Raw genomic sequence first — 25751 nt, 5'->3', positions numbered from 1 at the left:
GGCCGAGGCCCGTACGACCGGAGACCGGGCCACTGGTGGCCGTACGGCCACAGGTCGTACGACAACAGGCTGTACGGCCACAGGCTGTACGACCACAGGTCGTACAGCCGTGGCGGCCGGCGCCGCCCGCGCACCGGGTTCGCACGTTCTGTTTCTGTACCGATCTGCCGTCTCCTGGAGGGGGCTGAGGGGAACATCATGAGTTCAGTAGCAGTCGCCGTCGTAGGAGCCGTGGTGCTCCTCGTCCTCCTCGCGCTGGTCGTCGTCACCCGCTACAAGGTGGCGGGTCCGAGCGAGGCGTTCATCGTCACCGGGCGGCGCGGCAAGAAGTCCACCGACCCGGAGACCGGCCGGATCTTCACCGACAACAGCGGCCAGAAGGTCGTGGTGGGCGGCGGCGTGTTCGTCGTGCCCTTCGTGCAGCAGAAGTTCACCCTCGACCTGTCCTCCCGGCACATCCCCGTCGCGGTGCGCGGCGCGGTCACCCTGCGCGGTGTCAAGGCGCACCTCGAAGGGGTCGCGATCGTCAAGGTCGGCGGCACCGAGGACTCGATCCGCGCCGCCGCGCAGCGGTTCCTGATGCAGCAGGAAGGCATCGTCGGCTTCACGCAGGAAGTCCTGTCGGGTGCGCTGCGCGCGATCGTCGGCCGGATGTCGGTCGAGGACATCATCCGGGACCGGGCCGCGTTCGCCGGGCAGGTCGCCGAGGAGGCCGAGGCCAGTCTGTCCGGGCAGGGCCTGGTGCTGGACGCCTTCCAGATCCAGGACATCACCACCGAGGGCTCCTACCTGGAGGACCTCGGCCGCCCGGAGGCCGCGCGCGCCAAGCAGGAGGCCGACATCGCCGAGGCGGTGGCCCGCCGGGCCGCCGAGCAGGCGCGGCTGAAGGCCGAGGAGGAGATCGCGGTCGCCCAGCGGACGTTCGCGCTCAAGCAGGCGGAGATCAAGGCGGAGACCGACGAGGCCTCCGCGCGTGCCGCCGCCGCGGGCCCGCTGGCCGAGGCCGCGCGCCGCCAGGAGGTGCTGAGCGAGCAGGAGAAGGTCGCCGAGCGCCAGGCCGCGCTGACCGACCGCGAACTCGACACCAAGGTCCGCAAGCCCGCCGACGCCGCCCGCTACCAGGCCGAGCAGGAGGCCGAGGCCCGCCGTATCGCGCTGGTCAAGCAGGCCGAGGCGGACGCGCAGCGGTCCCGGCTGACCGGTGAGGGCGAGAAGGCGCACCGCGCGGCGCTCGCGGACGCGGTCCGCATCGAGGGTGAGGCGGAGGCCGCGGCGATCGGCGCCAAGGGTGCGGCCGAGGCGGACGCCATGCGGAAGAAGGCCGACGCCTTCGCGCAGTACGGCGACGCGGCGGTGCTCCAGATGCTGGTCGAGGTGTTGCCGCAGGTCGTCGCCAAGGCGTCCGAGCCGCTGAGCGCCATCGACAAGATGACGGTCATCTCGACCGACGGCGCCTCCCAGTTGTCCCGCACGGTCGCGGACAACGTCGCCCAGGGTGTGGAACTCCTCAACTCCACCACGGGCGTCGACCTCGCCGCCCTCCTCAAGGGCGTCACCCGCCGCGCGGAGGGCGGCGACCAGCCCGCCGCCGACACGGCGCCCGCCGACGCGAACGGCAAGATCGAGATCACCGGCTGAGGTGAGCCGGGTGACGCGGCCCGGGTGGCGTACAGCCGCCCGGGCCGCCACCATGTACGGCACCCGGACGCGTACGGGACCCGGGCCCGGACCCGGCCCTGTAGGGCACCCCGGCGTGTACGGGACCCGGGCGCGGGGCACGCGGCGCGACCGGGGCACGGGCGGGTTCCGATGAGGGGGTACGCGTGCGGGACATGCTGCGACCGAGAGGCCGCCGATGGGGCGGGGCGGCCGGGGTGGACGGGCCGGCCGGGGTGGGCGGGTCGGCCGGGTGGGTCCCGTCGGGGGCGTCGCCGGGCCGTGAGCGCGCCCTGGGATCCGGATGACCGGGCCGGCGCGGCCTCCCGACGTGCGTTTCGAACGTATCGCCGCGCCGCTGCCCGCGGGCCTGGAGAGCGTCGTCGTACGCGACGACGAGGGCAGGGCGGTCGGGCAACTGGACTACCAGGTCTGCCATCCGTGCCGGCGCGGACACGTGGCGGGCATCGCGGTCGCGGCCCCCTGGCAGGGTCAGGGCGTCGGACGACGGGCCGTGCACACCGCGTTGGCGCCCTGTACCGGCTACACCTGGTCCACCTCACGGCAGTCGGCCGACGGGCGCCGCTTCTTCGCCGCCATGGCGGAGGAGACGGACCAGAATTTCCAGGCGTGCGCCGCGCGCTGCCCCCACATGCTGGCCGCCCATTCGGCGGGTCCCGTAAGGGACTTGATCGCCCGGTACTGGCCGTAGGCCGCCGGCTCGCGAGCACTCGCCGAGGTGACCGAACCCGCTTCGGTCGCCGTCCGCCGGCCACCCGCCGGACTGGCGAGGAGGCGGAACAGGGCTCCCCGTCAGGGGAGTTGGGGCCTGGCGACGTACCGGCGGGCCGTGGGCCGGCATCGCTCCCCGCCGCGCCGGCCCGGCACGCGGCCCACACCGGACCACGCGCCGCCCCAGCCGCCTCCGCCGACACCCACGGCCGGCGCCCACTTGGCGGGTCCCCGGCATACCGGCCGTGGTGAACACTGCCGGGAACCGGCAATGCGCGTTCCCGTCGCCGCCGTGCATCATGAACGCGGGGAGCACTACGGAAGGTTCTGGTGCCGGACACCGGCAGATGGTGTCCGGCGCGGGAGCCGGGGGACAGCACCACGCCGTCGAGGTGCGGCGTGCGGGAAGGGGGCCGGAAGATGCGGACGCTCGTCGAAGCCGCCACCGGTCTGCCCGGCATCCTGTTCACCGCGGCCCTCGTCGTCGCCCTCTCCTTCTGGCTGCTGGCCGCCCTCGGACTCGTGGCCGTCGACGCCTTCGACACGGATGTCGACCTCGGCGCGTGGAACATGGGCGGGGTGCCCGTCACGGTCGCGCTGTCGCTGCTGACCGTGTTCGCCTGGCTCCTCGACCTCGGCTTCACCCTGCTGCTCACCGCCGTGGCCGCGGCGGATCTTCCCGCCGGTCTGCCGCCCCTGGCGGCGGCGGCCGGTTCGCTGCTCGTGGCCTGGCGGCTGACCTGCATGTTCGTCCGGCCGCTGCACCGACTCTTCCCTGACGAACCCTCGGCCGCCGAGCCGGCCGAGCCCGTCGAGCCCGTCAGGCGCACCGAGCGCGCCGGGACCGCCGAGCGCACCGCGCGCACCGAGCCCTCCGAACGCGTCGGCCACCGACGCGCCGGTGAGCCGTTCGCCGCGCCCGACCGCGCCGCCTGAACCGACCCCCGCCGGAACGCGCCACCTGATCCGGCCTCCCGTCGGTACGCGTCGCGCACCGGCTCGCCCCGGCACCCCTCGCGCACCGGCCACCGTCCGTCCGCCTCGCGTGCCGGCCTCCGCCGAACGCGTCGCCCTCCGACACCGCCATCTCACGCTTCAACTCCCTTCATCCCGGAAGGACTTACGTCATGGTTGCTCTCGGCGTGCTCGCCGCGGCCCTGCTGTTCGTGGTCGTCATCGCCCTGTTCGCGTGTTCCCGGCTGTTCCGCAAGGTGGAGCAGGGCAAGGCGCTGATCGTGTCCCGGACCCGGAAGGTCGACGTGACCTTCACCGGGCAGATCGTGCTGCCGGTCCTGCACAAGGCCGAGGTCATGGACATCTCGGTGAAGACCATCGAGATCACCCGCACCGGGCGCGAGGGGCTCATCTGCCGGGACAACATCCGCGCGGACATCCGGATCTCGTTCTTCGTGCGGGTCAACAAGACGGTCGAGGACGTCATCAAGGTCGCCCAGGCCGTCGGCACCGCGCGGGCCAGTGACCGGGACACGCTCCAGGAGCTGTTCCACGCGAAGTTCTCCGAGGCACTGAAGACCGTCGGCAAGCAGATGGACTTCACCGACCTCTACACCAAGCGCGAGGAACTGCGTTACCAGATCATCGAGTTGATCGGCGTCGACCTCAACGGCTACCACCTGGAGGACGCGGCGATCGACTACCTGGAGCAGACGCCGCTCACCCAGCTCGACCCGGCGAACGTCCTCGACGCCCAGGGCATCCGCAAGATCACCGAACTGACGGCCGTCGAGCACGTCCGCACCAACGAGGCCCAGCGCAACGAGCAGAAGGAGATCACCCGGCAGGACGTCGACGCGCGGGAGGCGATCCTCGAACTGGAGCGCCGGCAGGCGGACGCCGAGATCAAGCAGCGCCGGGAGATCGACACCGTACGCGCCCGCGAGGAGGCGGAGACGGCGCGGGTGGTGGAGGAGGAGCGGCTGCGCGCGCAGGGCGCCTTCCTGCGCACCGAGGAGCAGTTGGGCATCCAGCGGGAGAACCAGGCCCGTGAGGTGGCGGTCGCCGCGAAGAACCGCGAGCGGGTCATCGCCATCGAGAACGAGCGCATCGAGAAGGACCGGCTGCTGGAGGTCATCGGCCGCGAGCGGGAGACGGAGCTGACCCGGATCGCCGCGGAGAAGGAGGTCGAGGCGGAGCGGCGGGACATCGCCGAGGTCATCCGCGAGCGGGTCGCGGTGGACCGCACGGTCGCCGAGCAGGAGGAGTCCATCAAGAAGCTGCGGGCCGTGGAGGAGGCGGAGCGGGACCGCCAGACGGTGATCATCGCCGCCGAGGCGCAGGCGCAGGAGCGGCTGGTCAAGGACATCAAGGCCGCGGAGGCCGCAGAGCAGGCCGCGACGCACCGCGCCGCCGAGCAGATCACCTTGGCGGAGGCCCAGTTGAGGTCCGCCGATCTGGAGGCCAAGGCGAAGCTGCGGCTGGCCGAGGGGGTCCAGGCGGAGGCGGCGGCCGAGGGGCTGGCGGCGGTCCAGGTCCGCGACAAGGAGGCCGAGGTCATCGAGAAGGCGGGCCGCGCGGAGGCCGTGGCCACCGAGGCCCGGCTGCGCGCCGAGGCGGAGGGAGCGCAGGCCAAGGCGCTCGCGGAGGCGATGGCGGTCGGCGAGAAGCTGAAGGCGGAGGCGTCCGGTCTGACCGAGAAGGCCGCCGCGATGGCCGCCCTGGACGACGCCTCGCGCGGTCACGAGGAGTACCGGCTGCGGCTGGAGGCGGAGAAGGAGATCCGGCTCGCCGGGCTGGACGTGCAGCGCCAGGTCGCCGAGGCCCAGGCGACCGTGCTCGCCACCGGTCTGGAGAACGCCGACATCGACATCGTGGGCGGTGAGTCCGTCTTCTTCGACCGGCTGATGTCCTCCATCGCGCTCGGCAAGTCGGTGGACGGCTTCGTCGCCCACTCGCAGACGGCGCGGGCGCTGGCCGGGCCGTGGCTGGAGGGCACGTCGAGCTTCACCGAGGACCTGAGCCGGGTGCTCGGCTCGGTCTCCACGGCGGACGTGCAGAACCTGACCGTCTCCGCGCTGCTGCTGAAGCTCATGAAGTCGGACGGTGCCCTCGCCGGGCCCGTGCAGCGGCTCCTCGACCAGGCCGGCGAACTCGGCCTCGCGGACACGCCGCTCAGCGCGCTCAACGGCAGCGCACGGGTCTGACCGGCCGCGGACTGCCGGAGCTGCCGCACAGGGGACGGCAGCTCCGGCCCCGCATCTTCTGAAGGGACGCACGCACCATGGCAACCGGCCGCCACACCGGGACGCTTCACACCGGGACGCTTCACAACGGCACGCTCCGGACCGGCACCCGCGACACCGCCGCGACAGGCCCGCGCGAGCCGCACGACACCGCCGGAACCGGCACACACGGCACCCGCGCCACCACCGGAACCGGCACGCACAGGACCCGCGACACCGGCGGAACCGGCACACACGGCACCCGGGACTCCGTCGAGACCGGCGCGCACGGGACCCGGGACTCCGTCGAGACCGGCGCGTACGAGGTCCTGCGCGACCGGCTCACCGCGCAGGCCGCCGAGCTGGCCCGGCGCGCCGAGGCGCTCAACTCCCGGCGCGTCGAGGAGTTCGGCTCGGTGCGGCTGCGGCTCACCGGCACCGAGCGGCTGCGGACCGAGCACCCGTGCGTGCCGCGTGACGTGGTCGCGGTGGCGGACGTCCTGCTGTTCGGCGGTGTCCCGCGGTCCGCCGTCGCGGCGGAGACGGCGGTGGGGGACGTATTCGCCCTGTACGACCGGGAGTTGAACCGGCTTCCGGAGGGCGCGGTGCCGGGGCTGCTGGACGATCCGGCGTTCCGGCGGGAGTTCGCCGCCCTGTACCGCTACTACCGGCAGGCCCGGCTGCTCCGGCTCCGCCGTGTGGACGGCCGGCTGCTGGCGGTGTTCCAGACGGGCGAGAAGGCCGGCGACATCCGGGTGCTGCGCTGGGCGCTGGGCGCGGACGGCGGGGTGTCCTTCCTGGACGCGCGGGGCGACCGTGACCACACCTTCCCGCCCTCCCACGACGTCGTGTGGACGGCGGCGACGCGCGAGGACCACGTCCTCGGCCGCCATCCGCACGTCTCCGTGCTCGGCGAGGTCTTCGTCTCGTCCGTCGGCGGCGCGCTCACCGTCAAGACCGAGGACGACACCGAGACCGGGGAGGGCGTTTACGCGGAGCCGGTCGCCGAGCCGTTGCAGGCGCTCGCCGACGCCGACATCGCCCACGCCCGCGTCGGCGCCCTGATCCTGCTGCGAGTCCGCCCCTACAAGGAGGACGCCCACCGCTACCTGGTGTTCGACACCCTCACCGGTTCCGTGGTCCGCCTCGACGCCGTCGGCCAGGCCTGCCGCCGGCTGCCCGACGACGCGGGCATCGTGTTCCCCGGCGGCTACCGCCTGGCCGGCGGCGCGTACAAGACGTACGACCTGGACGTGGCGGAGCTGGAGTTCGAGCGCGAGGTGCGCGCCCCGAACGGCGAGGACGTGCTCTACGCCTTCCACGCGCGCGCCGAGGGCCGCACACTGCTGCTGCCGTACAACGTGATCCGCAAGGAGGTCGGCGGCCCGCTGTCCTGCCACGGCTCGGCGTTCTTCGAGGACGGCACGCTCATGGTGCTGCGCGCCGACGGCGAGGAGCCCGCGCGCGTCCACCCCCTCCAGGTGTGGCGTTCGCCGTTCGTGTCCGACACCTACGCCGCCTCCGCGCCGGCCGGTTCGGGTCCGCTGGCCCGGATCGGCAACGCCGACCTGGTGCGCGGCGTCGCCGACTGCCTGTCCGTGACCCGCGCGGTCGCCGAGACCACCCCGACGGCCGAGGTGTACGAGGCGCTGTCCGCCGCCTGCGTCCGCGCGGCGGACGCCCATCACTGGTTCGGGGACGAGGAGTTGGGCGATCTGCTCACTCCGCTGGAGGCGGTTCGGGACACGGCCGGGCAGGTGCTGGCCGAGTTCGAGACCGTCCTGACGCTGACCCGGCAGGCGGCGGAGGCCTTCGAGGCGGCGGAGGGGCGTATCGCCGCCGTCGTGCGCCGGCTGCGCGGCGAGGCCCCGCGCGAGGCGACCGCCTGGGTCGACGGACTCACCGAACTCCGGCAGGCCCAGGGCCACTTGCTCACCCTCAAGGACCTGCGCTACAGCGACGCCGGCCGTATCGACCGGCTCGCCGCCGAGGCGACGGAGGACCTTGCCGCCTTCGGGCAGCGCGCCGTGACCGCCCTGGCCCGCGAGGACGCGTTCGCCGCCCACCACGCGAGCGTCGAACAGCTCGTCGCCGAGGCCGAGTCGATCAGCCGGGTCGCCGAGACCGCGCCCCTCACGGCCCGGCTGGACGAACTGACCGAGGGCCTTCAGACGGTGACCGAGGTCGTCGCCGGCATCGACATGTCCGACGCCACGGTCCGCACCTCCGTGCTGGAGCGCGTGGCCGGCGTCCTCGGGGACCTCAACCGGGCGCGCGCCACCCTCGACGCCCGCCGCCGCGCCCTCCTCGACCAGGAGGGGCGCGCCGAGTTCGCCGCCGAGTTCGCCCTGCTCGGCCAGGCGGTCACGGCCGCCCTCACGATGGCCGACAGCCCCGAGGCGTGCGACGAGCAGCTCGCCCGCCTGCTGGTGCGGCTGGAGAACCTGGAGACCCGTTTCGCCGAGTTCGACGGCCACCTCGGCGAACTGGCGGACAAACGCGCCGAGATCTACGAGGTGTTCTCCGCCCGCAAGCAGGGCCACGCGGACGACCGCGCCCGCCGGGCCGACCAGCTCGTCACGTCCGCCACCCGCGTGCTGGAGACCATCGCCCGCCGCTCGGCCGCCCTGAAGGACGCCGACGAGGTCTCGGCGTTCTTCGCCTCCGACCCCATGGCCGCCAAGGTCCGCCGCACCGCCGGCGAACTGCGCGCCCTCGGCGACACCGTACGGGCCGAGGAGCTGGACGGCCGGCTCAAGGCCGCCCGGCAGGAAGCCGCCCGCGCCCTGCGCGACCGTATCGACCTCTACGCCGACGACGGCCGCACCATCCGCCTCGGCGGCCACCGCTTCGCCGTCAACACCCAGCCCCTCGACCTCACCCTGGTGCCCGACGCCGACGGTCTCGCCTTCGCGCTCGCGGGCACCGACTACCGCTCACCGGTCACCGACCCCGCCTTCGCCGCCACCCGCCCCTTCTGGAACCGGCACCTGCCGTCCGAGTCCCCCGACGTCTACCGCGCCGAACACCTCGCCGCCCGGCTGCTCAGCGAACACGGCCCCACGGTCCTCGCGAAGGCGGACCTGCCGGCCCTGGTGCGCAAGGCCGCCGAGGAGGCGTACGACGAGGGCTACGAGCGCGGGGTGCACGACCACGACGCCACCGTGATCCTCACCGCGCTGCTCCCCCTGTACGAGGGGGCGGGCCCGCTGCGTCACGAGCCCGCCGCCCGCGCCGCCGCCCAGCTCTTCTGGGCCCACGGCACCACCTCCGGGGCACGCGCCGCCTGGGCCCGCCGCGCCGCCTCCCTCGCCCGCGCCCGCGCCACCTTCGGCCCGGTCCCCTCCATCGCGGAGCTGCGGGCCGAGCTGGCGACGGCGATCGAGACGTGGTTCGCGTCGGACGGGACGACGGTACGGTTCTCGCCGCCCGGCGGGACGAGGACGGGGTCCTCGCCGGACGGGGCGGCGGCGGGGGCCTGGGGCGCCGGGACCCCCTCGGCGTCCCCGCCGGACGGGGCCGCCCTGTGGTCGCCGCCGGACGGGGCCGCCCTGTCGTCGCCGCCCGGCGGGGCCGCCCTGTCGTCGCCGCCCGGCGGGGCCGCACTGTGGTCGCCGCCCGGCGGGGTGACGGTCCGGCCCTCGCCGGACCCGGCCCTCGCGCCCGCGGCCGCCGCGTACCTCTTCGAGGAACTGACCCTCGGCCCCGAGGGCTTCGCCCTCAGCGGTGTCGCGCGCAGCCTGCTCGGCGGTTTCCGCGACGCCGTGGGCGGCGCGGGCTACGACGAGGATCTGCGCGAGCTGGCCGGACTCGCCGCCCGCCGCCAGGTGGTCCAGGCGTGGCTGTCCTCGTACGTCGCCGCGACCGGCGCCCCCTGCGAGGCGGGCGACCTCGCCGAGGCCGCCGCCGCCGAGCTGTGCCCGGACCTGCCCCGCTACGCCTCGGACGCCCCGCTGTCCGCCGCGGCCGAGAACCTGCTCGGTACGCACCCCCGGGTCACCGGCCGCCGGCTGCCCCTGCGCGTCGACGAGTTCCTCGCCCGCACCGACAGGTTCCGCGAGCTGGAGACCCCGGCCTTCCGCGCCTACCAGCGGCGGCGGACCGCCCTGGTGACCGCCGAGCGCGCCCGGCTGCGGCTGGACGACCACCGGCCGCGCGCCATGGCGTCGTTCGTCCGTGGCCGCCTCGTGGACGAGGTCTATCTGCCGCTCATCGGCGACAACCTCGCCAAGCAGCTCGGCACGGCGGACGAGTCGAGGCGGACCGGCACGGGCGGCCTCCTGCTGCTCGTCTCTCCCCCGGGGTACGGCAAGACGACGCTCATGGAGTACGTCGCCGACCGCCTCGGTCTCCTCCTGGTGAAGGTCAGCGGGCCCGCCCTCGGCAACAAGGTCACCTCGCTGGACCCGGCGGAGGCTCCGAACGTCACGGCCCGCAAGGAGGTGGAGAAGATCAACTTCGCGCTGGCGGCGGGCACCAACACCCTGCTGTACCTGGACGACATCCAGCACACCTCTCCGGAGCTGCTGGAGAAGTTCATCGCGCTGTGCGACGACACCCGGCGGATGGAAGGCGTACGCGAGGGCGAGCCGTACACCTACGACCTGCGGGGCAAGCACTTCGCGGTCTGTATGGCGGGCAACCCCTACACCGAGTCGGGCGCCCGCTTCCGGGTGCCCGACATGCTCGCCAACCGCGCCGACGTGTGGAATCTCGGCGACGTCCTGACCGGCAAGGCGGACGCCTTCGCCCTCAGCTTCGTGGAGAACGCCCTCACCGCCAACCCCGTCCTGGCACCCCTGGCCGGCCGGGACCGGGCCGACCTCGACGTGCTGATCCGGCTCGCCCGGCACGACCCGGCCGCCCGCCCCGACCAACTCGCCCACCCCTACGCGCCCGCCGAGCTGGAACGCGTCCTGGCCGTCCTGCGCCATCTGCTGACCGCCCGGGAGACCGTCCTCGCGGTCAACGCCGCCTACATCGCCTCCGCCGCCCAGTCCGACGACGCCCGCACCGAGCCGCCGTTCCAGCTCCAGGGCTCCTACCGGAACATGAACAAGATCGCCCAGCGCGTCCTGCCCGTCATGAACGAGGCGGAGCTGGCCGCCGTCGTCGACGACCACTACACCGCCGAGGCCCAGACCCTCACCACCGGAGCCGAGGCCAACCTCCTCAAACTCGCCGAACTCCGCGGCACCCTCACCCCCGCGCAGGCCGCCCGCTGGACGGAGGTGAAGACCGCCTACGCCCGCCCACGGGCTCGCGGAGTGTAGCCGTTCGGGGAAGACCGCCTACGCCCGCCCACGGGCTCGCGGAGTGTAGCCGTTCGGGGAGGACGAACGCGGGCTCCCGGACCCCTTGCCGGTTGGGCGCGACCCGCCACATGATCCAACCGACATGCCCTAGGCTCCAGGCCCATGGAGATGGGGGAACCGGACCGCGGGCGGCGGCCATGGCGCGACCGGCTGGTCAGGCGTCGTGCGGCCTCAGGCCTCCTGGCCGGGGCGGGGCTGGTCATTCTGGGCACCGTGTTCGTCGTACTGCCGGGGGTAGTGGTCGACCACGATCTCGCCGGGGCGAGCGTCGCCGCGCAGGACCGTCTGACGGCGGTGAACGACGTCCGTACGACGCTTCTCCAGGTACTCGGCGGCCTGGTCGTGCTCTTCGGCGCGTACGCCACCTGGCGCCAACTGCGGGTGAGTCAGGACGGATTGCGCGCCACCCAGGAGGGCTACGTCACCGACCGGTTCAGCCGGGCCGTCGACCAGCTCGGGAGCGACAAGCTGGATGTACGCATCGGCGGGTTGCACGCGCTGTGGCGGATCGCGGAGCAGTCGGCCCGCGACCGGGAGGCCATCATCTCCATCCAGGCCGCGTACCTGCGTACACACCTGGCCTGGCCGCCCGACGGGCCGGGATCACCGGCGGCAGACGTGCCCATCAACGACATCGCGCCCCTGGAGACTCGTGCCGCCGACGCCCAGGTGGCGCTGACCGCGCTCGGCGTGCTGTGCCGGCAACGGGAGGAGTCCTGGGTCAATCTCAGCAGCACCGACTTGCGCCGCGCCGACTGCGACGGCCTGTGGTTCCCCGAGGTCAACTTCGACCGTGCCTGCATGGAGGCAGCGAGCCTGTACCACACCAATCTGACTCAGGCGTCTCTGGTCTCGGTCAACCTCCGGCATGCCGACCTCACGACCGCGATTCTCCGCCGCGCTCGCTGCGTCCTGGCCGACCTGCGGGCCGCAAAGCTCGTTGAAACCGACCTACGTGACACCGACTTCACCGAGACCGACCTGCGCGAGGCCAACCTGCGCAAGGCCGACGCCCAGGGCGCGGTCTTCCACCGCGCCGACCTCCGCATGGCCGACCTGCGCGGCACCGACCTCCGCACCGCCAATCTTGTCGAAGCACGCCTGGCCGGTGCCCTGGCCAGTGAACACACCCGCTGGCCCGCCGGCTTCGACCACACGGCCGCCGGAGTCCTCGACACCGATGACCCCGGCCCCGAGCCCTCGCCGCTGCTCCAGCCGCCCTCGATAACGTGGCAGGCACCACCGCTGCGGTCCACTCCCTGACCAAGTAGCGCCGGCCGAGGCCGCGGCGACCGCAGGACCCATGCGCGTCGAAAGGCGCCGATCCGGCTACGGGACACGAGCGCCCTGAGGCTGCCCCGCCGGGCCGTGGTCCGTGTGCGCACGCCCCCTGGACCCGGTCGGCTCCGCGCCCTCCCAGGCATGCGAGGGGTTTGAACTCGCTGACACGGAACACCCGGTTGTCCTGACAGAGTCTTTATACGACCAGGTTGGAGACACGCATCATGGGCATCATCGCCTGGATACTCATCGGTCTGCTCGCGGGCATCATCGCCAAGGCGCTCATGCCGGGCAAGGACCCGGGCGGCATCATCATCACGATGCTCATCGGTATCGCGGGAGGCCTCCTCGGCGGCTGGCTCGGCAAGGTCCTCTTCGACGTGGACTCGATCGACGGCTTCTTCGACCTGTCCACCTGGATCGCGGCCATCGTCGGCTCGCTCATCCTGCTCGCCCTGTACCGGGTCATCACCGGAAACCGCCGCCACGCCTGACCGCACGTCGAGCCTGCGTCGAAACGGCTCCGTCCTCCCAGCGTGAGGGCGGAGCCGTCGTCGCGCTGGGAGGACGGAGCCGTCGTCGCGCTGGGGGCACACGTCAGAGCGTTCCGAAACGCGCCGCACGGTCAACCCCGTCACCGCTCCGCAGGTCGTGCCGGCAACACCCACAAGAGATCTTCGAGGCCCGAGGAGAACTGCGAGATACGGGGAAACAACTCTCTTCTACGGCGTCGGCGGTGCCGGGGGCCCGACGTAGCCGTGGGCTGAGAACCCGCAAGCCCGTACACACTCCGAGCCTTTGCCTGCACAACTATTCCTGACGCGACGTCAGTTCCGTAATCTGACTGTGCGTCAGTTAGTTGTTGGCTTGCCGGTCGGCCTGGTGGCCGGCCGGCACACAGGAGCGGGCGGACCGATGCTTGGATCAACCCACGGCACCCTCACCACCGACTCCCGCCGGGCCCGGGTCATCGCCTGCGGCGAGCAGCCCTCACCGGTCGTGCACGGCAGGCCGGCCGAGGTCGACGACCTGGACGTCAGCGGACGCCCGCTGTACGCCGACGCACCCGACCTGGACCGGTTCTTCCGGCCCGAGTCGGTGGCGGTGATCGGCGCCTCGGACGCGGAGGGGCGGCCGAACACCGGGATCACCCGGCAGCTCATCGGCTGGGCCGAGCGCGTCGGCGCCCGGCTGCACCCGGTGCACCCCACGCGCCGGTCGGTCTTCGGCCTGCCCTGCCTCCCCTCCGTCGCGGACCTGCCCGAACAGGTCGACCTCGCCGTACTGCTGGTCGCCGACCCCCTCCCGGTGATCGAGGAACTCGCCGAGGCCAAGGTGCGGTTCGCGGTCGCCTTCGCCTCCGGGTTCGCCGAGACCGGCGACGAGGGCGCCGCCGCGCAGAGCCGGCTCGCCGCCGCCGTCCGGCGCTCCGGGCTGCGGCTGCTCGGGCCGAACACCAACCTCAACGCCTTCGAGCACTTCCGCGACGACCTGGAGGGCCCCGCGGTCGCGCTGATCACCCAGTCCGGCCACCAGGGCCGCCCGGTGTTCGCGATGCAGCAGCTCGGCGTGCGCCTCTCCCACTGGGCGCCCACCGGCAACGAAGCCGACCTGGAGACCGCCGACTTCATCTCCTACTTCGCCGAGCGGCCCGAGGTCGGAGCCATCGCCTGCTATGTCGAGGGACTCAAGGACGGCCGCTCCTTCCTGCTCGCCGCCGACCGCGCCGCCCGCCGCAGGGTGCCCGTCGTCGCGGTCAAGGTCGGCCGCACCGAGACCGGCTCCCGCACCGCCGCCTCCCACACCGGCAAACTGACCGGCGCCGACGCGGTGGTGGACGCGGCGATGCGGCAGTACGGGGTCATCCGCGTCGACGGACTCGACGAACTCCAGGACACCGCCGCCCTGTTGGCGCGGGCCAAACCGCCGCGGGCCGACGGGGTCGTGGTCTATTCGATCTCCGGCGGCACCGGCGCGCACTTCGCGGACCTCGCCAGCGCGGCCGGCCTCGACCTGCCCGTCCTGTCCGACGCCAAGCAGGCCGAACTCCACACGTGGATACCGGAGTACCTGAACGTCGCCAACCCCGTCGACAACGGCGGCCACCCCGTCGGCGACTGGCGCGGCCGGAAGATCATCGACGCGATCCTCGCCGACCCGGCCGTCGGCGTGCTGATCTGTCCCATCACCGGGCCCTTCCCGCCGATGAGCGACAGGCTGGCGCAGGATCTGGTGGACGCGGCGGAGCAGACGGACAAGCTGGTGTGCGTGGTGTGGGGCTCGCCGGTCGGCACCGAGGACGCCTACCGCACGACGCTGCTCGGCTCCTCCCGGGTCGCCACCTTCCGCACCTTCGCGAACTGCATCACCGCCGTCCGCGCCCACCTGGAGCACGCGCGGTTCACCGCCGCCTACCGCTCGCCCTTCGACGAGGCCCCGCGCACCCCTTCCCCGTCCTTCCGCAAGGCGCAGGCCCTGCTGCGCCCGGGCCACCGGCTCAGCGAACACGCGGCCAAGCAACTGCTGCGCGCGTACGGGATCCGGGTGCCGCGCGAGCAGTTGGTGACCAGCGCGGCGGCGGCCGTGCGCGCGGCGAGCCAGGTCGGCTACCCCGTGGTCATGAAGGCGTCCGGCGCGCACCTCGCCCACAAGACGGAACTCGGTCTCGTGAAGATCGGGCTCACCTCCGCCAGCCAGGTCCGCGACGCCTATCGCGAGCTGACCGACATCGCCCGCTACGAGGGGGTCTCGCTGGACGGTGTCCTCGTGTGCCAGATGGTCGAGCGGGGCGTCGAGATGGTCGTCGGCGTCACGCACGACCGGCTCTTCGGGCCGACCGTGACCGTCGGGCTCGGCGGGGTGCTCGTCGAGGTGCTGCGCGACGCGGCCGTCCGTGTGCCGCCCTTCGGCGACGACCAGGCGCGGGCCATGCTGGCGGAGCTGCGCGGCCGGGCCCTCCTCGACGGGGTGCGCGGGGCGCCGCCGGCGGACGTGGACGCGCTGGTCGAGGTCGTCGTCCGGGTACAGCGCATGGCCCTCGAACTCGGCGACGAGGTCTCCGAGCTGGACATCAACCCGCTGATGGTGCTGCCCCGGGGGCAGGGGGCGGTGGCTCTGGACGCGTTGGTGGTGTGCGGCTGAGCGGGACGCGGGCGCCGGTGAGTGGCACCGGGTAGCCGCCGCCGTACGGCACCGGCTCGCCCACCTGTGGCAGCGGGCCGCCGCCGCACGGCCGAGGGCTGCCCACCCCGACAGGCCCGGCGGCCCGGCCCCACCCGGCGTGCATACCGGCCCGCCCCCTCCCCGCCCCCGCACCCGCCCCCGCCCCCGTACGAACACGGAACGGAGCAACCTCGCGACCGGCTCCCGTGCATCCGAGTCACCTGCGCCCGAACTCCGTACGCCCCAGGCCCCCATGACCGACTCCCCCGCACAACAGAAACGACAGAAATGACACATACGACAGAATCCGCTGGTTCCGCCGAAAAGCCCCTCGCCTCATTGATACGGCACGCCACTGACAACGCCGTTTCGTGGATCACTCTCGACCGGCCCGAGGCAATGAACGCGCTCACCTGGGACCAGCGGGAGCGGGTGATCGGGCTGCTCACGGATGCGTCCGCCGATCCCGGGGTGCGGGCGGTGGTGATCACGGCGACCGGGCGCGGTTTCTGCGCGGGCGCCGACCTGCGGGGCGGGCCGCCGGCCGGGCCCCGGGTCGCGGGTGACGTGGCCCGCACCATCCGGCTGGGCGCGCAGCGCCTGATCGCCGCCGTCCTCGACTGCGAGAAGCCGGTGATCGCGGCGGTGAACGGTACGGCGGCCGGGATCGGCGCCCACCTCGCCTTCGCGTGCGACCTCGTCCTGGCGGCCGAACAGGCCCGTTTCATCGAGGTGTTCGTACGGCGCGGTCTCGTACCGGACGGCGGCGGGGCGTACTTGCTGCCCCGGCTGGTCGGGCCGCAGCGGGCGAAGGAGCTGATGTTCTTCGGCGACGCGTTGAGCGCGGTGGACGCGGAGCGGATGGGGCTGGTCAACAGGGTCGTGCCGGCCGAGGAGTTGGAGGGGACGGCGCGGGCGTGGGCGGAGCGGCTGGCCGCCGGGCCGACCCGCGCGCTGACGCTGACCAAGCAGCTCGTGAACGCGTCCCTGGACACCGACCGGGCCGCCGCCTTCGCCGCGGAGGCGGCGGCGCAGGAGATCAACATGACGACGGCGGACGCCACCGAGGGCGTCGCGAGCTTCGTGGAACGGCGGACCCCGCGTTACGAGGGCCGCTGACCGGCACAGGGCCACTGACCCGCACAGGGCCACTGACCCGCACGGGCCGGTGACCGACGCAAGGCCGCCGACCGGCGCCGCTCACCTCCGTCCGTCCCGCTCCTGCCGCAGGATGCGCAGGTCCCCCGAGTCCGGGTCGCCGAACAGGACGAAGAGTTCGGGGTGTTGGGTGGTGCCGCCGATGGTCCAGTACGTGTCGTGGCCGCAGTTCGCGACGCGGACGACGACACCGGCCCGTTGCGCGGAGGTGCCCCCGCCGGCGTACGGGTCGTAGCGGCCCCCGGTGTCGAGGAACCAGGTTCCGGTGCCGCCGCAGCGCGTGAACTCCCGGGTGGCGATGTCCTCGAACTCGGGCTGGGCCGGTACGGACGTGAGCCGGGCCCGGCCGCCGGGGCTTAGCCGCAGCACGGCGCCGTGGTCGCCGCGCCAGACGCCGGTCAGCCGGTCGGCGCCGAGGTGCGGGGGCTCGTACTCGTGGATGAGTCCCGTGGACAGCCCCACCCCGCCCGCCCCGGCGATCAGGGCACACGCGCCGAGGGCCGCGAGCGCGGCGCGCGTCCAGACGCGGAGGCCGCTCGGCGGACGCCCGGTGCGCCGCTCGCGCCGGCGCACGCGGGCGACGGCGAGGGCGGGCAGGAGACCGGAGAACGCGATCAGACAGGCCGGTACGCCGGTCGGGGAGAGGCCGCCGAGCGTGACGGCGAGTACGGCCCAGAGCGAGCCGAGCGCGAGGGCGAGCGCCGGGTGCCAGACGCCCTCGGGACCGGGCAGGCGGCGGGCCGCGAACCGGGCCGCGGAGGCCGCCGGCATCGTGACGGCCACGGCGTGCAGGGCACCGACGGCGGCGAGCAGCGCCGGTCCGAAGACCAGCAGGCAAAGGAAACCGACGGCGGCGAGTCCACCGCCGGAGCCGGCGCCGTGATCGTCGTCGTCGAAGGTGCCGACCCACCACACGGCGGCGACAGCCGCGGCCTGCACCGCGCAGACCGCCGCGGCGAGGTTCACCTCGACGCCGTCCCATCGCACCCGGAAGCGCACGGCCCTCCCAGAGTCTGCCCACCCCATGGGCCGAAAGATACGGGGAGGGGGGTACGGGGGTGAGGGGCGGGCCTCCCACGCCGGACCGGGCCGGGCCGGACACCCGAACCCAGCCGGCGAGGCACCCGGACACCCAGGCATCCGGGCACCCGCACCCCTTCCGATCTGACACCCCGTCAGCTTCAATGGCCGGTGTGATGGGACACGCAGGGATGGCCGCCGTGGCCGTCCGTTATCTCAGGTCGGTCGGGACCCCCACAGTCGCGGGGGCCGTCGAGGCCTTGCCGCGGCCGGAGTTGCGGGCGGTCGGCGAGGACGAGCGCGCGCCGGTCGACCCGGCGGAGTTCCGGCGGGTCCTCGGACACTTCGCGACGGGCGTCACCGTCGTGACGACACCGGCGGCATCCCCGGCCGCCGAGGGCGGGGACGGGAACGGGGGCAGGGACAGGGACAGGGATGGTGACCCGGCGGGACCGGCGGGACCGGCGGGTTTCGCCTGCCAGTCCTTCGCGTCCCTGTCCCTCGACCCGCCCCTGATCTGCTTCATGGTCGCCCGTACGTCGACGACCTGGCCCCGTATCGCCCGCGCCGGCGTGTTCTGTGTGAACGTCCTCGGGGCGCACCAGGGCGACCTGTGCCGGGGGTTCGCGGTGAGCGGCGCGGACAAGTTCGCCGGGGTCGAGTACGACGCCGCCCCGGTCTCCGGTTCCCCCCGGCTCGCGGGGGCGGCGGCGTGGATCGACTGCGCGGTCCACGCGGTGCACACGGGCGGGGACCATCTGATCGTGGTGGGCCGGGTGGACGCGCTCGGCACGGGCGGGGACGGCGACGGCGTACCGCCCCTGCTGTTCCACAAGGGGCGGTTCCTGACCTAGAGGCCCAGGTCTAGATCTACTTCTAGGTCTAGGTCTAGGTCTAGCTCCACGTCTAGCTCATGCCGCGTCTCTGTCTCTCCCCTCATCCCTCCGGTCAGGCGTTCGCCGGAGCCGCCGGCGTCACCGGAACCGTCGGAGCTGTCGGAGCCGTCGGGGCCGAGGCGGCCGGACCCCTGCGCCGGATCACCAGCGCCATCAGCGCCGCCACCGCGCACAGCGCGCCCGAGGCGTACCAGACGACGTCGTAGGAGCCGAAGTGGTCGCGGGCGACGCCGCCGAGGAAGGCGACGAGCGCGGCGCCGACCTGGTGCGAGGCGAGGACCCAGCCGAAGACGATGGCGCTGTCCTCGCCGTACCGCTCACGGCACAGGGCGAGGGTGGGCGGGACGGTGGCGACCCAGTCGAGGCCGTAGAAGACGATGAAGAAGATCATCGGCGGGTGTACGTCCGGGGCGAGCAGCATCGGCAGGAAGAGCAGCGAGACGCCGCGCAGCGCGTAGTACACGGCCAGCAGGCGGCGCGGCTCGAAGCGGTCGGTGAACCAGCCGGAGGCGATCGTGCCGACCACGTCGAAGACGCCGACGACCGCGAGGAGCGAGGCGGCGGCCGTGATGGGCATGCCGTGGTCGTGGGCGGCGGGCACGAAGTGCGTCTGGACGAGGCCGTTGGTCGAGGCGCCGCAGATCGCGAAGGTCCCGGCGAGCAGCCAGAAGGGGCCGGTGCGGGCGGCGGAGAACAGCACGGTCAGAGTGCGCCGGGCGGCCCCCCGCACCGGTTCGGGTTTCGGTACGAACTCCTTCGCGCCGTACGGCTTCTGGCCGACGTCGGCCGGGTGGTCGCGCAGCAGCAGCCAGACGAAGGGGACGACCGCGAGGGCGGCGAGGGCCACGGTGACGGCTGCCGGACGCCACTCGTGCTCGTCGACGATCCAGGACAGCAGGGGCAGGAAGATGAGCTGGCCGGAGGCGGAGGCCGCGGTGAGGATGCCGGTGACCAGGCCCTTGCGTTCGGTGAACCAGCGGTTGGTGACGGTCGCGGCGAAGGCGAGGGCCATCGAACCGGAGCCGAGCCCCACCAACAGGCCCCAGCAGAGCAGCAGTTGCCAGGCCGCCGTCATCCACACGGTGAGTCCGGAGCCGACGGCGATCACGGTCAGGGCGATCGCGACGACGCGCCGGATGCCGAAGCGGTCCATGAGGGCGGCGGCGAAGGGCGCGGTGAGGCCGTAGAGGACGAGGTTGATGGAGACGGCGGCGCCGATCGTGCCGCGCGACCAGCCGAACTCGGCGTTGAGCGGGTCGATCAGCAGTCCCGGCAGTGACCGGAAGGCCGCCGCTCCGATGATCGTCACGAAGGTGACGGCGGCGACGAACCACGCGCGGTGGATGCGGTGCGGGGCGGCGGGGCGGGGAGGCCGGGCGTCCTTCGCGGCGGGTGCGGCCTGGTTTGTCTGGGTCACGCCATCGAGCTTCGGGCAACGGAACGGGCCGGACCACTGGCCCGAAGGACAGTATTCGTTAGGATCAGGCCATGACCTCTCCGGGAACGCCCCGCCCGCACCGCGTCGCCGTCCTCGCGCTCGACGGCCTGCTCCCCTTCGAGCTGGGCATCCCGCAGCGCATCTTCGGCAAGGCACGCGACGGCGCGGGCCGCCCGCTGTACGAGGTGGTCACCTGCTCGGTCAGGCCGCCGGGGCCGGTCACGACGGACGCCGACTTCGAGGTCCTGGTCGCCCACGGCCCCGAGGCGCTCGCCGGCGCCGACACGGTGGTCGTCCCGGCCTCGCACGAGCTGGGTCCCGTCCAGCGGGAGGGCGTGCTGACGCCGGAGCTGGCCGCCGCCCTCGCCCGCGTCCGCCCCGGCACCCGGCTGGTCTCGATCTGCACCGGCAGTTACGTGCTGGGCGCGGCCGGTGTCCTCGACGGCCGCCCGGCGACCACGCACTGGATGCACGCCGAGCACTTCCAGCGGCTCTTCCCGGAGGTACGGGTCGACGCGGACGTGCTGTTCATCGACGACGGCGACGTGCTGACCTCGGCCGGTGTCGCCGCCGGGATCGACCTGTGCCTGCACATCGTGCGCCGCGACCACGGCGCCGCCGTCGCCAACGACGTGGCCCGCCGCACGGTCGTACCGCCGCACCGGGACGGCGGCCAGGCGCAGTTCGTCCAGCGCCCGGTCCCGGAGGCCCGGTCGGCCGGCACGACCAACGCGCGCGCCTGGGCGCTGGGCCGGCTGCACGAGCCGATCCAGCTCCGCGACATGGCCGGGCAGGAGTCCATGTCGGTACGGACGTTCACGCGGCGCTTCCGCGAGGAGGTCGGGGTCAGCCCCGGGCAGTGGCTGACCCGCCAGCGCGTCGAACACGCCCGGCACCTGCTGGAGTCCAGCACCCTGTCCATCGACCAGGTGGCCCGCGACGCCGGCTTCGGCACGGCCCAGTCCATGCGCCAACACCTCCAGTCCACCCTGGGCGTCACCCCGACCGCCTACCGCCGCACCTTCAGATCAACGACGGGCCCGGACCTCGGCACCGACACCACGCCGGGGACGACACCCGACACCGCCGAGGCGGACACCACGACGCGGGTGTGACGTGCGGGACGCCCACGGGCCGGGCACCCCCAAACCGGACCCCGTTGCCGCCGGCCCGCGTGTCCCCTCCCGGGCTGCCGCGCTCTCAGAACGTCAACACCCCCCGCGCCACCTTCCCCGCGTGTGCGTCCTCCGCCGCTCGTTCGAAGTCCTCCACCGGGTAGGTGGCGGTGACCAGTTCGTCGAGGAGGAGGTGGCCCGTGCGGTAGAGGTCGGCGTAGAGGGCTATGTCGCGTTGGGGGCGGGAGGAGCCGTAGCGGCAGCCCAGGATGGACTTGTCCAGGTACATCGCGGAGACGAGGAAGGACGCCTCGGCGGTCGCCGGGGGCACCCCCAGCAGGACGGCCTGGCCGCGCCGGTCCAGCAGGTCGATCGCCTGCCGGATGAGTTCCACCCGGCCCACGCACTCGAAGGCGTGCTGCACCCCCGTCGGCAGGATGTCCTTCACCCCCTCGGTGGACGTCAGGAAGTCCGTCGCCCCGAACCGGCGGGCCACCGTCTCCTTCGCCGGGTTGGAGTCGACGGCGACGATCCGCAGGGCGCCCGCGATCCGCGCCCCCTGGATGACGTTGAGGCCGATCCCGCCGGTGCCGATGACGAGGACCGTGTCACCCCGGTCCACCCGCGCCCGGTTGAGGACCGCGCCGACCCCCGTCAGGACCCCGCAGCCGATGAGCGCCGCCGAGGTCAGCGGGATGTCCTCGGGGATACGGACCGCCTGGACCGCCTTCACCACCGTCCGCTCCGCGAAAGAGGAGTTGGCGGCGAACTGGTACAGCGGCCGCCCGGCCCGGCTGAACGGCCGCCGCGGCCTGCCGATCGCCTTCCGGCACATCGTGGGCCTGCCCCGGTCGCACTCCGCGCAGGTCCCGCAGTTGGCCAGCGTGGACAGGGCCACGTGGTCGCCGGGACCGACATGGGTGACGCCCGGGCCCACCGCCTCCACCACCCCGGCGCCCTCGTGGCCGAGGACCACGGGGACCGGGAAGGGGATCGTGCCGTCCACCACCGACAGGTCGCTGTGGCACAGCCCCGCCGCCACGACCGCGACCCGCACCTCCCCCGGCCCGGGGTCCCGCACCTCCAGGTCGTCCACGACCTCGGTCCGCTTCCCGTCGAAGATCACGCCTCGCATCGCACCGGCTCCCCTCTTCCCGGGCCACCCCGGGGCTGTGCCGTACCTCGCTGGACCGGACCTGACTGGGCCGTACCTGACTGCGCCGTACCTGACTGGGTCACACCTGCCTGGGCCGTACCCGGATGGGGCTCACCCGCCGGGGCCGTACCGGGATGTGCCGTACCTCGCCGGCCCGTTCATCGTGCGGGGCGCGCGCCCGCTACCCCATCGGCTCCTTCGGCAGCCCCAGTGCCCGTTCGGCGATGATCGTGCGCTGGATCTCGTCCGAGCCGCCGTAGATCGTGTCGGCCCGGCTGAACAGGAACAGGTGCTGGGCCGCGTCCAGTTCGTACGGCCGCCGCGGGGTCCAGTCCGCCGGGCCGACCGCCGCGCCGGGTCCCCGCACCCGTACCGCCAGTTCACCGAGCCGCCGGTGCCAGCCGGCCCACAGCAGCTTCGCCGCGCTGGGGGCCGCCGCGTCCGCCCGGTCGCCCGAACCGCCCAGCGTGCGCAGGGCGTTCCAGCGCATGGTGCGCAACTCCGCCCACAGCCGTACGAGTTGGTCGCGGACGACCGGATCGGTGGCAGCGCCGGTCGCGACGGCGGTCCGCAGGACGTTTCCCAGCTCCTCGGCGAAGCCGATCTGCTGGGCGAGGGTGGAGACCCCGCGTTCGAAGCCGAGGAGGCTCATCGCGACCCGCCAGCCGTTGCCGGGGCCGCCCACCACGTGCTCGGCGCGGGCCACCGCTCCGTCGAAGAAAACCTCGTTGAACTCGCTGGTGCCGGTCATCTGGCGGATCGGCCGGACCTCGACGCGGCCCGGCTGGTCCATCGGCAGGAGGAGGAAGGACAGTCCGTGGTGGCGGGCGGAGTCCGGTTCGGTCCGGGCGAGGACGAAACACCAGTCCGCCTCGTGGGCGAGCGAGGTCCAGATCTTCTGCCCGGTGACCCGGTACACCGGCGAGGGCACGCCCGCATCCCGTACGGCCGCCGGAGCGCCGGCATCCGCCCCAGCCCCCTCCCCCCGTACGGCACTTGTCCTGATCCCCGCCAGGTCCGAGCCCGCGCCGGGCTCGCTGTACCCCTGGCACCACAGCTCCCGGCCCCGCGCGATCGGCGGCAGGAACCGCTGCTTCTGTTCCGGGGTCCCGTGCGCCAGCAGCGTCGGGGCGAGCAGGTTCTCGCCGATGTGACCGGACCTCGGGGGCGCGGCCGAGCGGGCGTACTCCTCGGCCCACACCACCTGCCGGGTCAGGCCGGCGGTCCGGTTGCCGTAGCCGTCCTCCGGCCAGCCGAGCCCGATCCAGCCGGCCCGCCCGAGTTCCCGCTCCCAGTCGCGGCGCGCGGTCACGCCGTCCTTCGGACGCTCCGCCAGATGCCCCGCGAGCCAGTCCCGCACCTCGCGCCGGAACTCCTCGTCCTCGGGGCCGAATGCGAAATCCACACGCTCTCCTCCCACCGGGCCGCGGCTCGTGACCGCGGCCGGACTACGCATTGGGGCGCGCCCCATCCCCCGCCGCCGGACTACGCGTTGGGGCGTGCCCCGTCCGCCGCGGCGCGCGCCATCGCCTCCACCCGCTCCAGCAGCGGCATCGGGTCGACGCCGACGGTGCCGGGCAGGAAGTCGGCGATCCGCTCCGGGGTCCAGGCGCCCTCGGCGTAGCCGGCGCGCAGTTCGCGCGGCTGCGCCCAGACGGCGATCTTGGGTCCGGCGATCGTGTACACCTGCCCGGTGATGCGCTCCGCGCGGGCCCGGTCGGAGAGCAGGTAGACGACGAGCGCGGCCACGTCCTCCGGTTCGCCGATCTCCTTCAGCTCCATGGGTACGTTCGCCGACATCCGCGTACGGGCCACCGGCGCGACCGCGTTGGCGGTGACCCCGTACTTGTGCAGGCCGAGGGCGGCGCTGCGCACCAGCGAGATGATCCCGCCCTTGGCCGCGCTGTAGTTGGCCTGTGCGACCGAGCCCTGGTGGTTGCCGCTGGTGAAGCCGACGAGGGTGCCCGACCCCTGTTTCCGCATCACCGCCGAGGCGGCCCGGAACAGGGTGAAGGTGCCCTTGAGATGGGTGGCGACGACCGGGTCCCACTCCTGTTCCGACATGTTGAAGAGCATCCGTTCGCGCAGGATGCCGGCCACGCAGACCACCCCGTCGATCCGCCCGTACGCGGTGAGCGCGGTGTCGACGACGCGCTGTCCGCCCGCCATCGTGGAGATGTCGTCGGCGACCGCGACCGCCTCGCCGCCCGCCGCCCCGATCTCCTTGACGACGGTGCCCGCGACCGAACTCGTGGGCTCCGCGCCCTCGACGGACACGCCGTAGTCGTTGACGACGACCCGTGCCCCCTCGCGGGCCGCGGCGAGGGCGACCGCCCGGCCTATCCCCCGCCCCGCGCCCGTGACGGCGACCACCTTGCCCGCCAAGAAGTTCCCCACGCCCGGCCCCTTCCCGCAGTTTCTGACGGTCCGTTAGATTCAACTCGGATTCTACGACCCGTCAGATACCTGGAGACAAGCCCCGGGGAGGACTCATGTCACTGCCGGACGAGTTCCACGAGATCGCCAAGCGCGTGAACAACTGGGGGCGTTGGGGGTCCGACGACGAGATGGGCACCCTGAACCTGATCACCGACGAGGTGGTGCGCGAGGCGGCGGCGACCGTGCGGAGCGGGCGCCGTGTGCCGCTCGCGCTGCCGCTGAAGCAGGACGGTGTGCAGACCGGGATGATCCCGGGCCGGGTCAATCCGCTGCACGCGATGGTGCAGATCAACCAGGAGATCTTCGGGCCCGGCACGGTGGCGTGCAGCGACGACGCGGTGACCATGGGCCTCCAGGCGGGCACCCACTGGGACGCGCTGACCCATGTCTCGCACTCGGGCAAGCTCTACAACGGCCGCCCGGCGGACACCGTCACCGCCCACGGGGGCGCCGAGTTCGGCGGGATCGACAAGCCCCGGCACATCGTCTCGCGCGGGGTGCTGCTCGACGTGGCGCGGGCCCGCGGCCTGGACCGGCTGCCCGGCGGCCACGCGGTCACCCCCGAAGACCTGTCGGCGGCCGAGGAACTGGCGGGCACGCGGGTGCGGGCGGGCGACATCGTGCTGGTGCGGACCGGGCAGGTCCAGGTGTATCTGGCGGGCGACAAGCACGGGTACGGGTATCCGTCGCCGGGTCTGTCGGTGCGCGCCCCGGAGTGGTTCCACGCGCGGGACGTGGCGGCGGTCGCCAACGACACCCTCACCTTCGAGATCTTCCCGCCCGAGATCGAGGACCTGTGGCTGCCGGTGCACGCCCTCGACCTGGTCGAGATGGGCATGCTCCAGGGCCAGAACTGGAATCTCGAAGAGTTGTCCACAGCCTGTGGACAAGAGGGGCGCCACACCTTCCTGCTCTCCGCGATGCCGGAACCCTTCGTCGGCGCCACCGGCACCCCGGTGGCCCCGGTCGCCATCCTCTGACCCCGGCGACCGCCCCGCCTCCGGCACCCACTTCCCGTACGGCACCCGGCTCCCGTACACCGGCACCCGCACGAGACCGGCCGGCGGCGCGCCTCCCCCGGTTCGACCGCGCCCGGCCGCGGGGTCCCCATCCCGCTCCGGGCACGACGCGCCGCCCTCCGTCTCCGGCGTACTCGCCCTGCTCCTCCGCCCGTTGGGGAGCCGACGCCGAATCGCGATCCGCA

General features: G+C 73.3%; 17 protein-coding genes. 12 read left to right on the top strand and 5 right to left on the bottom strand.

Annotated features, from left to right (window positions below):
• The first annotated feature begins 198 nt into the window (after window positions 1-198).
• From AB0912_RS26135 to AB0912_RS26095, 9 genes are all read left to right on the top strand, one after another.
• A complete protein-coding gene (locus AB0912_RS26135; protein ID WP_366703819.1) occupies window positions 199-1638 on the top strand; it encodes an SPFH domain-containing protein in 1440 nt (479 codons plus the stop codon).
• A gap of 349 nt (window positions 1639-1987) precedes the next feature.
• Complete coding sequence (locus AB0912_RS26130) at window positions 1988-2368, top strand: GNAT family N-acetyltransferase (protein ID WP_366703817.1); 381 nt, start codon at window positions 1988-1990, stop codon at window positions 2366-2368.
• 440 nt (window positions 2369-2808) lie between these two features.
• Complete coding sequence (locus AB0912_RS26125) at window positions 2809-3324, top strand: hypothetical protein (protein ID WP_366703815.1); 516 nt, start codon at window positions 2809-2811, stop codon at window positions 3322-3324.
• 191 nt (window positions 3325-3515) lie between these two features.
• Window positions 3516-5549 carry a flotillin family protein gene (locus tag AB0912_RS26120; RefSeq protein WP_366703813.1) on the top strand — a complete coding sequence of 678 codons (2034 nt, stop codon included), beginning with the start codon at window positions 3516-3518 and terminating at the stop codon, window positions 5547-5549.
• 77 nt (window positions 5550-5626) lie between these two features.
• Window positions 5627-10840: a DNA repair ATPase gene (locus tag AB0912_RS26115; RefSeq protein ID WP_366703811.1), complete on the top strand. Its 5214-nt coding sequence runs from the start codon at window positions 5627-5629 to the stop codon at window positions 10838-10840.
• A 144-nt stretch (window positions 10841-10984) separates the two neighbouring features.
• Window positions 10985-12145 (top strand): pentapeptide repeat-containing protein, encoded by a 1161-nt coding sequence (locus tag AB0912_RS26110; RefSeq protein ID WP_366703809.1) that lies wholly within the window; start codon window positions 10985-10987, stop codon window positions 12143-12145.
• Between the two features lie 242 nt (window positions 12146-12387).
• On the top strand, window positions 12388-12657 hold the full coding sequence (locus AB0912_RS26105) for a GlsB/YeaQ/YmgE family stress response membrane protein (RefSeq protein WP_366703849.1): 270 nt from the start codon (window positions 12388-12390) through the stop codon (window positions 12655-12657).
• A 421-nt stretch (window positions 12658-13078) separates the two neighbouring features.
• On the top strand, window positions 13079-15304 hold the full coding sequence (locus AB0912_RS26100; RefSeq protein WP_366703807.1) for an acetate--CoA ligase family protein: 2226 nt from the start codon (window positions 13079-13081) through the stop codon (window positions 15302-15304).
• A 309-nt stretch (window positions 15305-15613) separates the two neighbouring features.
• Window positions 15614-16444: an enoyl-CoA hydratase-related protein gene (locus tag AB0912_RS26095; RefSeq protein ID WP_366703805.1), complete on the top strand. Its 831-nt coding sequence runs from the start codon at window positions 15614-15616 to the stop codon at window positions 16442-16444.
• An 81-nt stretch (window positions 16445-16525) separates the two neighbouring features.
• Here AB0912_RS26095 and AB0912_RS26090 read toward each other — a convergent pair whose 3' ends face one another.
• Window positions 16526-17509 carry a hypothetical protein gene (locus AB0912_RS26090; RefSeq protein WP_366703803.1) on the bottom strand — a complete coding sequence of 328 codons (984 nt, stop codon included), beginning with the start codon at window positions 17507-17509 and terminating at the stop codon, window positions 16526-16528.
• A 170-nt stretch (window positions 17510-17679) separates the two neighbouring features.
• On the opposite strand from AB0912_RS26090, the gene AB0912_RS26085 reads away from it, so the two are divergent.
• Window positions 17680-18357, top strand: a complete 678-nt coding sequence (locus AB0912_RS26085) for a flavin reductase family protein (protein ID WP_366703847.1) — start codon at window positions 17680-17682, stop codon at window positions 18355-18357.
• A gap of 94 nt (window positions 18358-18451) precedes the next feature.
• On the opposite strand, the gene AB0912_RS26080 is transcribed toward AB0912_RS26085, so the two are convergent.
• Window positions 18452-19816, bottom strand: a complete 1365-nt coding sequence (locus AB0912_RS26080) for an MFS transporter (RefSeq protein WP_366703801.1) — start codon at window positions 19814-19816, stop codon at window positions 18452-18454.
• 71 nt (window positions 19817-19887) lie between these two features.
• Between AB0912_RS26080 and AB0912_RS26075 the strand changes: the two genes are divergently transcribed.
• A complete protein-coding gene (locus AB0912_RS26075; protein ID WP_366703799.1) occupies window positions 19888-20952 on the top strand; it encodes a helix-turn-helix domain-containing protein in 1065 nt (354 codons plus the stop codon).
• Window positions 20953-21037: 85 nt separating this feature from the next.
• On the opposite strand, the gene AB0912_RS26070 is transcribed toward AB0912_RS26075, so the two are convergent.
• The 3 genes from AB0912_RS26070 to AB0912_RS26060 all read right to left on the bottom strand — a co-directional run bounded on the left by AB0912_RS26070 (window position 21038) and on the right by AB0912_RS26060 (window position 24505).
• The gene (locus tag AB0912_RS26070) at window positions 21038-22087 is read right to left on the bottom strand and encodes a Zn-dependent alcohol dehydrogenase (RefSeq protein WP_366703797.1); all 1050 of its coding nucleotides are present in this window, start codon (window positions 22085-22087) and stop codon (window positions 21038-21040) included.
• Between the two features lie 202 nt (window positions 22088-22289).
• Entirely contained in the window at window positions 22290-23513 is a 1224-nt protein-coding gene (locus AB0912_RS26065; protein WP_366703795.1) for an acyl-CoA dehydrogenase family protein, read from the bottom strand.
• Window positions 23514-23593: 80 nt separating this feature from the next.
• Window positions 23594-24505 (bottom strand): SDR family oxidoreductase, encoded by a 912-nt coding sequence (locus AB0912_RS26060; protein ID WP_366703793.1) that lies wholly within the window; start codon window positions 24503-24505, stop codon window positions 23594-23596.
• A gap of 95 nt (window positions 24506-24600) precedes the next feature.
• Here AB0912_RS26060 and AB0912_RS26055 point away from each other — a divergent pair, with 95 nt between their 5' ends.
• The gene (locus AB0912_RS26055) at window positions 24601-25527 is read left to right on the top strand and encodes a cyclase family protein (RefSeq protein WP_366703791.1); all 927 of its coding nucleotides are present in this window, start codon (window positions 24601-24603) and stop codon (window positions 25525-25527) included.
• Window positions 25528-25751: the final 224 nt, after the last annotated feature.

The organism is Streptomyces sp. NPDC007084, assembly GCF_040703595.1.
Classification (GTDB): domain Bacteria; phylum Actinomycetota; class Actinomycetes; order Streptomycetales; family Streptomycetaceae; genus Streptomyces.
The sequence above is the reverse complement of the archived record's forward strand: the minus strand, read 5'-3'. Positions and strand labels throughout refer to the sequence as shown.

What these genes read in the sequence shown, in the direction of transcription:
- AB0912_RS26070 (WP_366703797.1), bottom strand. Translation starts at nt 22,087, where the DNA reads ATGCGAGGCGTGATCTTCGACGGGAAGCGGACCGAGGTCGTGGACGAC.
- AB0912_RS26090 (WP_366703803.1), bottom strand. Translation starts at nt 17,509, where the DNA reads ATGGGGTGGGCAGACTCTGGGAGGGCCGTGCGCTTCCGGGTGCGATGG.
- AB0912_RS26105 (WP_366703849.1), top strand. Translation starts at nt 12,388, where the DNA reads ATGGGCATCATCGCCTGGATACTCATCGGTCTGCTCGCGGGCATCATC.
- AB0912_RS26125 (WP_366703815.1), top strand. Translation starts at nt 2,809, where the DNA reads ATGCGGACGCTCGTCGAAGCCGCCACCGGTCTGCCCGGCATCCTGTTC.
- AB0912_RS26110 (WP_366703809.1), top strand. Translation starts at nt 10,985, where the DNA reads ATGGAGATGGGGGAACCGGACCGCGGGCGGCGGCCATGGCGCGACCGG.
- AB0912_RS26100 (WP_366703807.1), top strand. Translation starts at nt 13,079, where the DNA reads ATGCTTGGATCAACCCACGGCACCCTCACCACCGACTCCCGCCGGGCC.
- AB0912_RS26095 (WP_366703805.1), top strand. Translation starts at nt 15,614, where the DNA reads ATGACACATACGACAGAATCCGCTGGTTCCGCCGAAAAGCCCCTCGCC.
- AB0912_RS26085 (WP_366703847.1), top strand. Translation starts at nt 17,680, where the DNA reads ATGGGACACGCAGGGATGGCCGCCGTGGCCGTCCGTTATCTCAGGTCG.
- AB0912_RS26115 (WP_366703811.1), top strand. Translation starts at nt 5,627, where the DNA reads ATGGCAACCGGCCGCCACACCGGGACGCTTCACACCGGGACGCTTCAC.
- AB0912_RS26120 (WP_366703813.1), top strand. Translation starts at nt 3,516, where the DNA reads ATGGTTGCTCTCGGCGTGCTCGCCGCGGCCCTGCTGTTCGTGGTCGTC.
- AB0912_RS26055 (WP_366703791.1), top strand. Translation starts at nt 24,601, where the DNA reads ATGTCACTGCCGGACGAGTTCCACGAGATCGCCAAGCGCGTGAACAAC.
- AB0912_RS26075 (WP_366703799.1), top strand. Translation starts at nt 19,888, where the DNA reads ATGACCTCTCCGGGAACGCCCCGCCCGCACCGCGTCGCCGTCCTCGCG.
- AB0912_RS26135 (WP_366703819.1), top strand. Translation starts at nt 199, where the DNA reads ATGAGTTCAGTAGCAGTCGCCGTCGTAGGAGCCGTGGTGCTCCTCGTC.